Raw genomic sequence first — 13,621 nt, forward strand, 5'->3', positions numbered from 1 at the left:
AAGTTCGACCCTCCGGTATGTTTCGCCCCGCCGATCAGGCACTCGAACGTAGGTATCCAGCCACTGACAGACGATGGGGTGGGGCCGCATGCGGCGGCGTCGAATATGGGGTACGGCCGCGGCGGTCGCGGCCGGTCTGTCCGGGATCCTCGTCTTCCAGGGGGTGACCGGCAATCCGAGCGGCTCCCTCGACGACGAGGGCGGCTCCGGGCCGGTCCGCACCGAGGCGAGGTCACTCGGCCTGAAGACGGACGCGAGCGGACACAGCGCGAGCCTCGCGCAGCAGGACACCAAGCCGTTCAGCATGCTCGGTGTCACCTGGTCCGACCCGTCCGCGAAGATCACCGGCAGCGTGGAGGCCCGTGCCCGCAAGGCCGGCACGGACACCTGGGGCCGCTGGGTGCACCTGGACGGCAACACCGCGCCGGAGGACAAGGCCGCCAAGCGCGGCGGCACCGATCCCGCGTGGGTCGGCGCCTCCGACGGCGTGGAGGTGCGGGTCGTCGCGGGCGGCAAGGCCACGGCCAAGCTCCCGGCCGGACTGCGCGTCGACATGATCGACCCGGGCAGGTCCAAGACGAGCTCGATCGACACGGCGGCGTACGTCATGAGCGGCGCGGCGGGCGCGGAGACCACCGACCCGACCCCGTCCGACACCCCGACGAGCACCGACCCGGGCAGCGGCACGACGACCGAGCCGACGCCCGGCCAGACGACCGACCCGGCCCCGACCGACACCGCGACGGCCTCGCCGTCGGACACGGCCACGACGCCGACGGATCCGGCGACCACCGACCCGGCGACGACCTCGCCCGCGCCGACCGACTCGGCCTCGGCGACGGCGAGCGCCACCCCGACCGTGTCCGTGCCGCCGGCCCCGCCGTCGACGGTGCCGCAGCCGGTCATCAAGTCGCGCACGGAGTGGGGCGCGGACGAGTCCATCAGCCCCGAGGCGCCGAGCTATCTGCCGGGCCCGGTCAAGGCCGTCGCGGTCCACCACACCGCCGACTCCAACACGTACACGTGCGCCGACGGCCCGGCGATCGTCCGTGGCATCTACACGTACCACGTGAAGTCGAACGGCTGGAAGGACATCGGCTACAACTTCCTGGTCGACAAGTGCGGTGTCATCTACGAGGGCCGCAAGGGCGGTGTCGACCGCCCCGTCTTCGGTGCGCACACCTACGGCTTCAACTCCGAGACCGCCGGCATCTCCGTGCTCGGCGACTACAACACCGCGACCCCGTCGACCGCCGCGCTGACCTCGGTCGCCCGGCTCGCGGCGTGGAAGCTGGGGCAGTACGGGGTCGACCCGACCGGCACCACGACGCTGACCGCGGGCGCCGCGGGCCCCAGCGGCACGGGCCGGAACTGGGCCGCCCAGGACAAGCTGACCTTCCCGACGATCTTCGGTCACCGTGACGGCTACAACACCGAGTGCCCGGGCAACAACCTGTACGCCCAGCTCGGCACGCTCCGCTCCTGGGCGGGCGGCCCGGTCGCCGGACTGACCGTCAAGTCCGTCTCGGGCGCCGGCGCGGCCGGCGGCAAGTACTACACGCGCGGCCCGGTCACCGTGAACTGGAGCGCCACCACGCCGTCCTCGCTCATCGCGAAGAACGAGCTGCTGGTCGACGGCAAGGTCGCCGCGACCGTCGCCGGCACGGCGACCTCGGCCTCCGCGACCGTCACGGCCGGCGCCCACTCGGTGCAGGTGCGCGCGACCCACCAGTCGGGCAAGGCGGCCACCAGCGCGGGCGTCACCGTCGTCGGCGACACCACCGCGCCGGTCTTCACCACCAAGCCGACCGCCGAACTGACGGCCGGCACCGTGAACACCACCTCCGCGCCGGTGCTGCTGCGCTGGAAGGCGACCGACACGCCGGCCCTGCGCGACGTGCGGCTCACCACGCCGGCCGTCACCTACGGCCCGGCCACGACCGTCTCCGGCGTCCTCGCCGCCAAGCCGGCCGTGGCCACCACCTGGACCCTGTCGGCGTACGACCAGGCCGGCAACAAGGGCACGGCCGCCGTCGCCGCCACCCCGGTGATCCTCCAGGAGACCTCGGCGGTGAAGGCCGGCACCTGGACGGCCCGCTCGTCGACCAGCTACCTGGCCGGCAAGTCGTACTCCAGCGGCACCAAGAACGCGTCCCTGACCTGGACCTTCACCGGCCGTTCGGCGGCCTGGGTGGTCTCCCGGAGCACCACCTCCGGCCAGGCGTACGTGTACGTGGACAACGTCAAGGTGGCCACGGTCGACCTGAAGTCGGCGACCACCCTGTACCGCAACGCGATCTGGACCAAGACCTGGGCGACCAGCGCCAAGCACACGGTCAAGATCGTGGTGGTGGGCACGGCCGGCCGGCCGACCGTCACCACGGACGGCCTGGTCTACCTCAAGTAGGACCGCCCCCGAGGCGCGCCGGCCCCGGTGTCCGATCCGTTCAAGACGGATCGGCCCGGGGCCTTCTAGCGTGCGGGCATGAACACGAACCGACCCGTTCCCCAGCTCGACGCCATCGGCCTGGTCACCGCCGACATGGCCGCCTCCCTCGCCTTCTACCGGCTGCTCGGCCTGGACGTACCGGCCGGCGCCGAGGGCGCCCCGCACGTGGAGCTCGCGCTGCCCGGCGGCCTGCGCGTGCTGTGGGACACCGAGGACACCGTCCGCTCCTACGACCCCGAGTGGTCCCGGCCCGCGGGCGGCGACCGGGTCGCGCTCGCCTTCCGCTGCGCGGACGCGCAGGAGGTCGACGCGGTGTACGAGACGCTCACGGCCGCCGGTCACCGCGGGCACCTGAAGCCGTGGGACGCGGTCTGGGGACAGCGCTACGCGGTGGTGCTCGACCCGGACGGCGCGGCGGTGTCGCTGTACGCGGACCGGGCACCGGAGCCCGCGAAGTAGCCGGTCAGGGTCGTGCCCGTCAGGGCCCGCATCTCGCGGGCCAGATGGGCCTGGTCGGCGCAGCCCGCACGGTGCGCCGCCTCCGCGTACGGCAGCCCGGCCGCCACCAGGGCCAGCGCCCGCTGGAGGCGCAGGACGCGGGCCAGCGTCTTCGGTCCGTAGCCGAACGCGGCGAGCGAGCGACGGTGCAGCTGCCGCGCGCCGAGGCCCGCCTCGTCGGCCGCCGACGCGACCGAACCGCCCGCGCGCAGCCGGGCCACCACCGCCCGCAGCCGCGGATCGGGCGCCGGCGCGGCGGCGGCCCGGCGCAGCACCGCTTCCTCCAGGGCGGCGGCCCGGTCGGCCGCGCCGGTCACCTCGTCGGCGAGCCGTCGCGCCGCCCGGTCGCCCCACAGCTCGGCCATGTCCACGCGCCGGTCGCGCAGCTCGCTCGCCGCGGGCCCGAGCCCGAGCACGCCCGGCGCCTCCCCGGGCGCGAAGCGCACGCCCGCGTATGCGGCGGCCGGGTCTCGGGGCACGTACGCGCGGGTGTCGGGACCGGCGACGAGCAGCCGGCCGTCGGCCCAGATCAGGTCCATGCACCCGTCCGGCAGCACCGGGCGCACGGCCGCGGTCTCCCGGGCGACGGCCCGGGTCCAGACGAACGCGCCGGCGAGCCGCGAGGGGCGTTCCGCGTACATCCCTCCAGCCTAAGGGGGTGTGCTGTCGATCATGCCGGGCTCGGCCGACTCGCTGACAGGGCGGCGCCGGTGGGGCCAGAATGGCGGTCTGGACAGCAGGGTGGGCGGACCGACCGGGCAGGGCACGGGGGTTGTGGTGGGCACACTGATGGAGTTCGGCACCGGGGACGGCGCGGTGCTCGTGGAGGCGGACGGCATCCGGCCGGGCGCGCGGCCGGTGACGACGCGGGGCGGGAACTCGCTGGTCAGGGCCGGTCAGACGCTCGACGAGGCGCTGGCGGGGATCCGTACGGCCGCCGAGTCGGCGCTCGCGGTCTTCCGCGGGGGCGCGCTCCGGCCGGACGGGGTGGAGCTGGAGTTCGGTGTGAAGCTGACCGCCGAGGCGGGCGCGGTGATCGCCAAGACGGCGGTCGAGGGCCATCTGGTGGTGCGGCTCACCTGGTCCCCGGACCGCGGACGCACGGAGGCGTCGGTCTCGGTGCCGCCGCAGGCCCACACCTCAACACCCGGTCCCACCGGGGCCCCGCCCTCCGCACCCGCCTCCGAGGCGGGTGACGGCGCGGCGCCAGGCGTGCGGTGACGACCTCGCCGGCCTGGCACGCGCGCGTCGCCGAAGAGGGCGGCGGCCACGAGGGCGCCGCGGTGCTGGGCTCAGGGTTTCTCGTCGCTCCCGACCGGCTGCTGACCTGCGCGCATGTGGTGCCGGACCGGGAGTGGGTCTCCGTCTGGTTCCCCGGGGCGCCGGGGCTCGGGGAGGTGCCGGCGCGGGTCGCGGCGCGCGGTCCGTGGGGCGGCGCGCCGAACGACACGGGTGACGTCGCCGTGCTGGCGCTCGACCGGCCGGTGCCCGTGCCGCCGGTGGTGTTCGCCGAGCCGGAGGGCGTCGGGGAGTGCCGCGAGCCGGTGCGGCTGGTGGCGTACGGGTTCCCCGAGGGGTACGAACGGGAGGGCGCCCAGGCCGAGTTACGGGTGACGGCGGCCCGGCAGCGGATCCGCGACGAGTGGAACCAGGCCGAGTACTGGGCGGACCACGGCCAGGAGCCCTCCTACGGCTTCAGCGGCTCGGCGGCCATGCGGGCCGGGGACGGGACCGTGGTCGGCATGGTCGCCGCGTACGATCCCGCCGTCCGCAACGCCCGGATCATCCCCGCCCAGGTCCTCGCCCGGCACGTCCCCGCGCTGGCCGATCTCGTGCCCACGCCCGGCTGTTCGGCCGAGGAGAAGCGCCGGCTGCGGGAGCTGGTGGAGCTGGCCGAGCTGTGCCGGCCGCAGGCCGTCCCCGTGGGGCGGCTGCTGCACGCGGCGACGGGCCGGTTCGGTCTGGTCCCGCCGGCGGCGGCGCTCACCGGGCTCTGGGCGGGCGTGTGGTACCTGCTCACGGAGAGCCGGCCGGTGCGCGGGCAGGTCCCGCTGGCCGACTTCGCGGTGCGGATCGGCGACCAGCTCCCCGACGACGAGCTGCGCCGCGCCTTCCGGGCGTGGGCGCGGGAGCACCGCGAGCGGCACGCCGAGCCGCCCGCGCACGACCGTCCCGGGCCGCCCCCGGCTCACCCGGGCCGGGAGTGCGCCGGCGGCACCGGCGGCGTATCCGCGGCCGCATCGCCGCCGCGCCGCCGCGCCCCGGCGGCGTATCCGTACGACGACGAACCCCGGCACGAGGCCGTGCCCGACAGCGCGCCGAGGGCCTGGGCGCCGATCCTCGTGGAGGTGCGGCGCAGCGGTGCCGACGGCGGCACGGTGCTGGCGGAGGTCTCCGTGTACCGCGCCGGCGACCGCATCCTGGTGAGCGAACGCCGGCTGACCAAGCGCCAGTTGAAGGGCTGGGTGGTCGACCGGATCGACGAGGCCTACGAGGACATCGGGGACGGCCGGCCGCTGGTGGCGTTCGCGCTGCCCCGGGGCTGGCTCAACAAGGACGTCGACGAGTGGACCCGCAGGCCGGGCAAGGAGGCACCGCTCGGCTGCCTCTCCCCGGTCGTGGTGCTCGACCACGACCGGCGGACGAAGGGGCGGCAGCAGGTCCAGCTGCGCCGGATGTGGGACGAGATGGACCGCCAGCCCGGCTCGCCGCTGCACCGGATCGCCTGTGCCACTCCGCACCGGGCGGCGCAGCTGTCGGTCCTCCTCCAGAACGTGCGCGGCCCGGTCGGTTTCACCCGTCCGCCCCTCTCGCAGCGGGAGCGCGCGCTGCACGGCGCGGCCCTGGACGCGCCCGCGCCGATCCTGCTGTGGCCGCGCAGCGGCTGCGCACCGGGCGGGCCGTGCACCGGCGACTGCGCGGGCGCGGGGTTCCTGGACCGGGTGGCCGAGCGGATCTCCCGGCTGCCTCCTTCCGAACTGCCGGACGTGATCTTCGAGTTGCGCAAGGAGGCGTTCGTGCACCAGGGTCCCGAGCCGCACTGGGCGGCGGCCGGTCTCTCCCTGGTGTGGGAGGACCCGCGCCGGTTCCCGGACGTCCGCCCGCTGCGCCACTCCCCCGTCGACTGACCACCCTGGAGAGCCGTCCATGTCCCTCTGGCCCGTCTACACCGGATCGAGCGAGCCGCACGACGGCATCGACCACCTGCCCGCGCCGCCGCCGTGGCGGCGGTTCGACGGCGGGCCGGCGCTGCCGCCGGCGCGGACCGAGGAGGCCGAGGGCGGGGCGCCGGGCCGGGTGCACCGGGCCCGCACGTACCAGCCGACGCCGGAGACCGTGCAGCTGGTGAACGCGGCCCTGTATCTGCGCCGCCCGCTGCTCGTCACGGGCCCGCCGGGCAGCGGGAAGTCCAGCCTGCCGTACGCGGTGGCACGGGAGTTGCGGCTCGGCCGGGTGCTGCGCTGGAACGTCACCAGCCGCACCGCCCTCACCGACGGGCTGTACCGGTACGACCCGCTGTCCCGCCTCTACGCGGCGGGCCGGGCCGCCGACGGTGCGCCGCGCGCCGGGGAGGCGCCCATCGAGGACCATCTGCGGCTCGGCCCGCTCGGCACCGCGCTGCTGCCGCACGAGCGGCCGCGCGTGCTGCTCATCGACGAGATCGACAAGTCGGACCTGGACCTGCCCAACGACCTGCTGCACGTCCTGGAGGAGGGGCAGTACGAGATCCCGGAGCTGGTGCGGGCGGCGCACGCGCATCCGGTGGCCGAGGTGATGGTCGCGGACTCCGAGGCACGGGTGCCGGTGCGCGGCGGCGAAGTGCGCTGCCGGGCCTTTCCGTTCGTCGTGCTCACCAGCAACGGCGAGCGGGAGTTCCCGCCCGCGTTCCTGCGCCGCTGTGTGCGCCTCGAACTGCGCCGGCCGCTGCGCGAGCAGCTGGAGGACATCGTGCGGGCGCACCTCGGCGAGCTGGACCAGCGTGACCACGCGCTCCTGGAGGCCTTCCTGCTCCGGGGCAGCGCGGGCGAGCTGGCCACCGACCAGCTGCTCAACGCGGTCTATCTGACCCGCACTTCGGGCCTGGAGGCGCAGTCGCGCGAGGAGCTGGCGAAGGCGCTGATGCCGTATCTGGGGCGGGCGACGGAGTCCTGGGACGCCGATGGCGGCTGAGGGCGCGGACCGGTCCCGCGCGCCGGGCGCCCTCGGGGCGCTCGCCGCGCTGCTCGGCGCGGCCGGGGACGAGCCGCCGACCGGCCGGGAGCTCGCCGAACTCCTCTGGCTGGCACGGCAGATGGAAGGCGGCGAGCCGCGGCGGGGGCCGGCGCGGCGCAAGCGCGTCGTGTGGTCGGCGCCGCGCTCCGCCGTGCACAAGCCGCCGAAGCCGCGCCCGTCCCGTGACCGCGCCCCGGCCGGGTCACCGGCGCCGGAACCGCCCGCCCCGCCCCGGGTGCCGCTGCGCACGCCGGCGCCCGAACCCGTCCCCGCACCGGGCGCCGGGTCAGGACCGGGCCCGTGGCACATGTCCCTGCTGGCTCCGGCGCCGCCGATGCTGGCGGGGCCGCTGGCGCTGCAGCGCTCGCTGCGTCCGCTGCGCCGCACGGTGCCGGCCACCGGCGGCTGGGAGCTGGACGAGGCGGCGACCGCCGACCGGATCGCCTCGTTCGGCCCGCCCGGCCCGGGCCCGGGGGCCGGTGCGGGGAGCCGGCTGTGGCTGCCGGTGCTGCGGCCCCGGCGGGAGCGCTGGCTCCATCTGCGGATCGTGTACGACGCCGGTCCCACGATGACCCTGTGGCGGCCGCTGGTGCGCGAGCTGCACGCGGCGCTCACCCAGACGGGCGCGTTCCGCACGCTCGACGTGCTGCGGCTCGGCCCGGACGGCCGGCTGCCGTCGCGGCACCGGGAACGCGGCCGGACCGCCGTGCTCGTGGTCAGCGACGCGATGGGCCCGCAGTGGCGGGACGGCGAGGCCGGGCGGTGCTGGCGGACCACCCTGGCCGCGCTCGGCGCCGAGCTGCCGGTCGCGCTGCTCCAGCCGCTGCCCGAGCGGCTGTGGCGGCACACGGCGGCGCCCGCCGAGCCCGGGATGCTCGCCTCCCCCGCCGCCGGGGTGCCCAACACCGCCCTCGCCTTCACCCCGTACGACGGCGGCCCCGCCCCGGCGGGTGTGCCCGTGCCCGTGCTCGAACCCTCCGAGGACTGGCTCGGGCACTGGGCCGCGCTCGTCGCCTCGCCGGCCGGTGCCGAAGTGCCGGGCGCGGCGGCGTTCGTGACGCCGTGCGCCGGGCCCCCGCCGGAGGACGACGGCCTGGTGCCCGCCGGGGCCGATCCGGAGGAGCTGGTGCTGCGCTTCCGTTCCGTGGCCTCGCCGCACGCCTTCCGGCTCGCCGCGCACCTTGCGGTCGGCTCGGCGCACCTGCCCGTGATGCGGCTCGTCCAGGCGGCCGTGGAGCAGCACCCCGAGCCGCGGCACCTCGCCGAGGTCGTCCTCAGCGGCATGCTCCGGGCCGAACCGGGCGCGGCGCCCGGCGCGTACGACTTCCGGCCCGGCGTCCGCGAGGTGCTGCTCGGCACGCTGCCGCGCTCGGCCCTGCTGGGCACGGCGCGGCTGCTCGCCCTGGTCAGCGCGGAGATCGAGGCGCGTGCGGGTGCGCTGCCGGGTGAGTTCCGGGCGCTGGTGGAGAGCCTGGCGGGACAGCGCGGGGAGCGGGCGGCGGGGCGGCCGTTCGCGCTGGTGAGCGAGGAGAGCGTACGGCTGCTGCGGGGGCCGGAGCGGGCGGCGGGCGGGCCCGCGACTCCTCCCGGCTCCGGTCCCGACGAGATCGTGCCGCCCGATCTGGGCGAGCGGTACGAGATCGGCGCCCGGCTCGGGCGCGCCGGCAGCCGGGTGTGGCGCGGCCACGACCGCTATCTCGACCGGCCGGTCGCCCTGTCGTACCTGTTCTTCCCGCCGCCGGACGAGCGGCCCGAGGGCCATCGGAACACGGACGCGGTGGCGGCGGACCTCATCGCCCACACGCTGAACCCCGAGATGACACCCGACTCCTCCCTCGTACAGGTGCTCGACGTCGTGGTGGTGCCCACGGGCTGCTGCGTGGTGACCGAACTGGTCGAGGGCCGTTCGCTGCGCGAGTACCTCGACGCCGCCGGCGCCCTGCCGGTCGAGGAGGCGGTCCGGATCGGCGACCTCGTGCGCACCGGGCTGATGGCGCGCGAGCTGCGCCGCGACGGGCACGGCGACCTGACGCCGTCGAAGATCCTCGGCGTCGACGGGTATCCGCGGCTGCGCGACCACCGGCTGTGGTGGCCGTACGGCGACACCGGGCCCGGCGCCGGAACCGACCCGGACCGCGCGGGCTCCTTCCCGCTGTCGCCGGTCCCGGGCGTCCTGCCCCGACGGGGCACCGCGCGCTATCTCGCGCCGGAACGACAGCGCGAGAAGCCCGGCCCGGCCGCCGATCTCTACTCGCTCGGCTGCATCGTGTACGAGATGCTGACCGGCGCCCCGCCGTTCACCGACGCGGACCTCGCCACCGTGCTCCGGCACCACGCCGAGACCGTCCCGCCGCTCCCGAGCCGGCTGCGCCCGGAGGTCCCTCCGGCCCTCGACACGGCCGTGCGCCTGCTGCTGTCCAAGGATCCGGCGGAGCGCGAGCAGGGGGCCTGGGCGCTCTCCGACCTCCGCCGCAGGCCCGGGCGCGGGCTCGGCTCCGACAGCGTCGCGTACCGCCTGCTCGGGCCGCCGCAGGCGACGGTCGCGGGCGAGGACGTGTCGGAGCGCGCGTACGAGCGGAACGCCTTCCTGTGCCGGCTGCTCGCGGCGCGCGGACTGCCGGTCACGGAGGACGAGGCCGCCGAGGCCGTACGGGAGACCCCGGACGTGCGTCCCGGGACGTACGCGCTGCGGCTGCGCACCCAGGGGCACCCCGTGGAACTCTCGTACGGCTCCTACCGGCTGCCGGTGAATCCGGCCTCGCTCGACCTGCTCGCCGCGGAGGCGCTCGTCGGGCAGGCCGACGCGGCGCTGCGGCGCGGCGACCGGAACGCGGCGCGCGCGGCCCTCGGCTCGGCCCTGGCCCTCTGGTACGGGGAGCCGCTCGACGGGGTGCCGGGGGCGTGGGCCCAGGCCGAGCGCGACAGGCTGCGCGACTGGCGCGACGAGCTGGCCGGGCGGCTGGCCGAGCTCGACGACGCGCCGCCGGACGCGCCGGGAGTGCTCCTCGTCCGCCGGCGCGCCGGCACCAGGACCGAGCCCTCGACCCTGCTCGGCACCTTGTACTCGCTGGTCAACGACACGCGCGACCGGCCGTACTTCGGGCTGGTCGTGCCGCGCTCGGACGGCTCGATCCGGACCCCGCTCGGCCACGGGCCCGAGGCGCCGCGTCTGGTGGAGTGGGCGGTGGAGAAGCTGCCGGAACGGTTGGCGGCGGAGCTGCCGGGCGGCTCGTATCCGCCGGTACGGGTCGATGTCGTCGTCCACGACGGCACCGAGGAGGCCGGGGTCTCCCTCGCGCGCGCCGGCCGCGAGCCGACGGACGCCGAGACCGCGGGCGCGCTGCTGATCGTGACGGTCCTGGTCTCGCACCGGCTGCGGACGAAGCTGCCGCCGGCCCTGAAGGCCCGGTTCACCACGGTCACGGCGACGGCGGAGGGCTGGCAGCTCGTGGTGGTCTTCCGCCACGAGCGGCGGGAACTCGCTCCGGGGGAGGATCCCGGGCTCTAGTCCTTCTCCCGGTTCGCGTGCAGCCGTGACTTCACGTCGTCCGGCGGCAGGAACTTCGACCAGCGTTCCGGGAACTCGGACGGCATGTCGGGGTCGTCCTCGTCCACGTCGTCCTCCTCCGCGCGCTGCCGGGCGACGAGGTCGGCGGCACGGGCGGCGCGGGCGCGTTCGCCGGCCTCGCGGGCGGCGGCGGTCGCGACGGAGGGCCAGACGCGGTCGATGGCGGCGTTGACGGCGGCGCCGACGAGGACGGCGAAGGCGGAGATGCCGATCCACAGGAGGACGGCGATGGGCGCGGCGAGGGAGCCGTAGATGGTGGGGCCCTCGACCTGGCTGATCAGGTAGATGCGCAGCAGGAAGCTGCCGAGGACCCACATGCCGAGGGCGACGAAGGCGCCGGGGATGTCCTCGATCCACGGAGAGCGGACCGGCACGGACACGTGGTACAGCGTCGTCAGGAAGACGACGGACAGCAGGATGACGGTCGGCCAGTAGAGCACCGAGACGACCTCGGTGCCCCAGGGCAGGATGTGCACGAGCCGGTCGGGCCCGACGACGGCGAGCGGCAGCACGACCGCGCCGATGAGCAGGGCCACGATGTAGAGCAGCAGGGAGAGCAGCCGGGTCTTGACGATGCCGCGGTGGCCGTCGAGGCCGTACATGACGGTGATGGTGTCGATGAAGACGTTGACCGCGCGGGAGCCGGACCAGATGGCGATGGCGAAGCCGAGGGAGATGATCTCGGGCCGCTTGGCCCTGGTGACGTCCTCCAGCAGCGGGCGGGCGATCTCGTTGACGCCCTTGCCGGACAGGACGGTGCCGGCGGCGTGCAGGATGTTCTGCTGGATGCTGACGACGGTGTCGGTGTTGGTCCACTCGTCGGCGTAGCCGAGCATGGCGATCAGGCCGAGCAGCAGCGGGGGCAGTGACAGCAGGGTGAAGAAGGCGGCTTCGGCGGCGAGGCCGAGGATGCGGTACTCCATGCACGAGTTGACCGTGTCCTTGAGGAGCAGCCAGGCCATCTTCCGCTTCGAGACGTTGCGGTAGAGGACGCGGGCACGGTGGAGCCTGCGCCAGCGGCGCCGCTCGGCCCGGTCCGGTTCCTCGGCCCGGTCCGGTTCCTCGCCCCGGTCGCCACGGTCGGGTGTTTCGTTTGCTGCCTGCACCTCCTTACCGTATCGGCATGGCAGCAAGGACCCACACCGTGACCAACCAGGCACCTCCGCTGGTGGGGTACGACGTGTACGCGAGCGACCGGGCACTCGTCGAGGCCGTGGAGCGGCATCTGGCACCGGAGGTGTCGGCGGAGGCCGTGGAGGAGCTGACGGCCCTCGGGGTGTCGGCGGGTTCGGCGCAGGCGCAGGAGTGGGGGCGGCTCGCGAACGAGCATCCGCCGCGACTGCGGACGCACGACCGGTACGGCCACCGGATCGACGAGGTCGAGTTCCATCCGGCCTGGCACCGGCTGCTCGGCCGCGGGGTGGCGGCCGGGCTCGGCGGCGGGGCCTGGGACCGGCCGGGCGGCCATGTGCGGCGGGCGGCGGCGTTCGTGCTCGCCACGCAGGTGGAGGCGGGGCACGGCTGTCCGCTGTCGATGTCGCACGCGGCGGTGCCGGCGCTGCGCACGGACCCGGAGCTCGCGGCTGCCTGGGAGCCGCTGCTCGCGTCCCGGGTGTACGAGCAGGAGCTGCGGCCGCCGCTGGAGAAGGCGGGCGTGCTGCTCGGGATGGGCATGACGGAGAAGCAGGGCGGCAGCGACGTCCGGGCGAACACGACCCGGGCGGAGCCGCTGGCGGCCGCCGGTGAGTACGTCCTGACGGGCCACAAGTGGTTCTGCTCGGCGCCGATGTCGGACGGGTTCCTGGTGCTCGCGCAGGCTCCCGGGGGGCTGAGCTGCTTCCTGCTGCCGCGGGTGCTGCCGGACGGCACGCGCAACGCGTTCGCCGTCCAGCGGCTGAAGGACAAGCTGGGCAACCGCTCGAACGCCTCCGCCGAGGTGGAGTTCGACGGGTCGACGTGGGCGCGCCTCGTCGGCGAGGAGGGGCGCGGGCTGCGCACGATCCTCGGGATGGTGGCGGCGACCCGGCTCGACTGCGTGCTCGGCTCGGCGGCGCTGATGCGGCAGGCGGTCGCGCAGGCCGTGCACCACGCCTCGCACCGCGCGGCCTTCGGCGGACTGCTCGTCGACAAGCCGCTGATGCGCAACGTGCTCGCCGATCTGGCGCTGGAGTCGGAGGCGGCGACGGTGCTCGGGATGCGGCTCGCGGCGGCGTACGACGGCGCGGGCACCGGCGCGGAGCAGGAGCGGGCGCTGCTGCGGATCGCGGTGCCGGTGGCGAAGTACTGGGTGACGAAGCGGTGCACGCCGGTGGTGGCGGAGGCCCTGGAGTGCCTGGGCGGCAACGGGTACGTGGAGGAGTCCGGGCTGCCGAGGCTGCTGCGCGAGTCGCCGCTGAACTCGGTCTGGGAGGGCGCCGGGAACGTGCAGGCGCTGGACGTGCTGCGGGCGTTGCAGCGGGAGCCGGGCGCGTTCGACGCGTTCCTCATGGAGGTGGGGCGGGCACGGGGCGCGGACCACCGGCTCGACCGGGCGATCCGGGACCTGCTGGCCGAACTGGCCGATCTGGACGGGATCGAGGCGCGGGCGCGCCGGCTCGTGGAACGGATGGCCCGGGTGCTGCAGGGCGCGCTGCTCGTGCGGTGGGCGCCGGCGGAGGTGGCGGACGCGTTCTGCGCGTCGCGGCTCGGCGGGGACTGGGGGGCGTCGTTCGGGACGCTGCCGCACACGCTCGATCTCGGTGCGGTGGTGGAACGGGCCCGGCCGCTGGCCTGAACTTCTGTGCGAAGCGTCGCCCGGGCGGGTGAGCGAGGTGCTGGTGCCGCGCGTGCCAGGGGTGGACCTGCGGGGGTCGGCACGCGCGGAGAAGCGGGGGGTGGTGCTGCGCCGACACGGC

The 13,621-nt window shown here is 75.6% G+C and carries 9 protein-coding genes; 7 read left to right on the forward strand and 2 right to left on the reverse strand.

The window, feature by feature from the left end:
* Window positions 1–88 precede the first annotated feature (88 nt).
* Complete coding sequence (locus tag ACFYU9_RS19710) at window positions 89–2,407, forward strand: N-acetylmuramoyl-L-alanine amidase (protein WP_389207491.1); 2,319 nt, start codon at window positions 89–91, stop codon at window positions 2,405–2,407.
* A gap of 78 nt (window positions 2,408–2,485) precedes the next feature.
* Complete coding sequence (locus tag ACFYU9_RS19715) at window positions 2,486–2,908, forward strand: VOC family protein (RefSeq protein WP_389345527.1); 423 nt, start codon at window positions 2,486–2,488, stop codon at window positions 2,906–2,908.
* Here the strand turns inward: ACFYU9_RS19715 and ACFYU9_RS19720 are convergent.
* Window positions 2,833–3,588 carry a helix-turn-helix domain-containing protein gene (locus tag ACFYU9_RS19720; protein WP_389345528.1) on the reverse strand — a complete coding sequence of 252 codons (756 nt, stop codon included), beginning with the start codon at window positions 3,586–3,588 and terminating at the stop codon, window positions 2,833–2,835. The two genes, ACFYU9_RS19715 and ACFYU9_RS19720, sit on opposite strands and share 76 nt — an antisense overlap.
* 136 nt (window positions 3,589–3,724) lie before the next feature.
* On the opposite strand from ACFYU9_RS19720, the gene ACFYU9_RS19725 reads away from it, so the two are divergent.
* The 4 genes from ACFYU9_RS19725 to ACFYU9_RS19740 are packed head-to-tail and all read left to right on the forward strand — an operon-like array spanning window position 3,725 to window position 10,667.
* Window positions 3,725–4,168, forward strand: coding sequence for a CU044_2847 family protein (locus ACFYU9_RS19725; RefSeq protein WP_389345529.1), 444 nt, complete (start codon window positions 3,725–3,727; stop codon window positions 4,166–4,168).
* Window positions 4,165–6,075, forward strand: coding sequence for a trypsin-like peptidase domain-containing protein (locus ACFYU9_RS19730; protein ID WP_389345530.1), 1,911 nt, complete (start codon window positions 4,165–4,167; stop codon window positions 6,073–6,075). Before ACFYU9_RS19725 ends, ACFYU9_RS19730 begins: the two co-directional genes overlap by 4 nt.
* Before the next feature lie 19 nt (window positions 6,076–6,094).
* Window positions 6,095–7,117: an AAA family ATPase gene (locus tag ACFYU9_RS19735; protein WP_389345531.1), complete on the forward strand. Its 1,023-nt coding sequence runs from the start codon at window positions 6,095–6,097 to the stop codon at window positions 7,115–7,117.
* Window positions 7,107–10,667, forward strand: a complete 3,561-nt coding sequence (locus tag ACFYU9_RS19740; protein WP_389345532.1) for an SAV_2336 N-terminal domain-related protein — start codon at window positions 7,107–7,109, stop codon at window positions 10,665–10,667. Before ACFYU9_RS19735 ends, ACFYU9_RS19740 begins: the two co-directional genes overlap by 11 nt.
* Here ACFYU9_RS19740 and ACFYU9_RS19745 read toward each other — a convergent pair.
* Complete coding sequence (locus ACFYU9_RS19745; protein WP_389345533.1) at window positions 10,664–11,833, reverse strand: YihY/virulence factor BrkB family protein; 1,170 nt, start codon at window positions 11,831–11,833, stop codon at window positions 10,664–10,666. The genes ACFYU9_RS19740 and ACFYU9_RS19745 overlap by 4 nt on opposite strands.
* Window positions 11,834–11,850: 17 nt before the next feature.
* Between ACFYU9_RS19745 and ACFYU9_RS19750 the strand changes: the two genes are divergently transcribed.
* Window positions 11,851–13,500: an acyl-CoA dehydrogenase family protein gene (locus ACFYU9_RS19750; RefSeq protein WP_389345534.1), complete on the forward strand. Its 1,650-nt coding sequence runs from the start codon at window positions 11,851–11,853 to the stop codon at window positions 13,498–13,500.
* Window positions 13,501–13,621 lie beyond the last annotated feature (121 nt).

Origin of the sequence: Streptomyces sp. NPDC004327 (assembly GCF_042873935.1) — a bacterium.
Lineage (GTDB): Bacteria > Actinomycetota > Actinomycetes > Streptomycetales > Streptomycetaceae > Streptomyces.

What these genes read in the sequence shown, in the direction of transcription:
- ACFYU9_RS19710 (WP_389207491.1), top strand. Translation starts at nt 89, where the DNA reads ATGCGGCGGCGTCGAATATGGGGTACGGCCGCGGCGGTCGCGGCCGGT.
- ACFYU9_RS19715 (WP_389345527.1), top strand. Translation starts at nt 2,486, where the DNA reads ATGAACACGAACCGACCCGTTCCCCAGCTCGACGCCATCGGCCTGGTC.
- ACFYU9_RS19720 (WP_389345528.1), bottom strand. Translation starts at nt 3,588, where the DNA reads ATGTACGCGGAACGCCCCTCGCGGCTCGCCGGCGCGTTCGTCTGGACC.
- ACFYU9_RS19735 (WP_389345531.1), top strand. Translation starts at nt 6,095, where the DNA reads ATGTCCCTCTGGCCCGTCTACACCGGATCGAGCGAGCCGCACGACGGC.
- ACFYU9_RS19740 (WP_389345532.1), top strand. Translation starts at nt 7,107, where the DNA reads ATGGCGGCTGAGGGCGCGGACCGGTCCCGCGCGCCGGGCGCCCTCGGG.
- ACFYU9_RS19750 (WP_389345534.1), top strand. Translation starts at nt 11,851, where the DNA reads ATGGCAGCAAGGACCCACACCGTGACCAACCAGGCACCTCCGCTGGTG.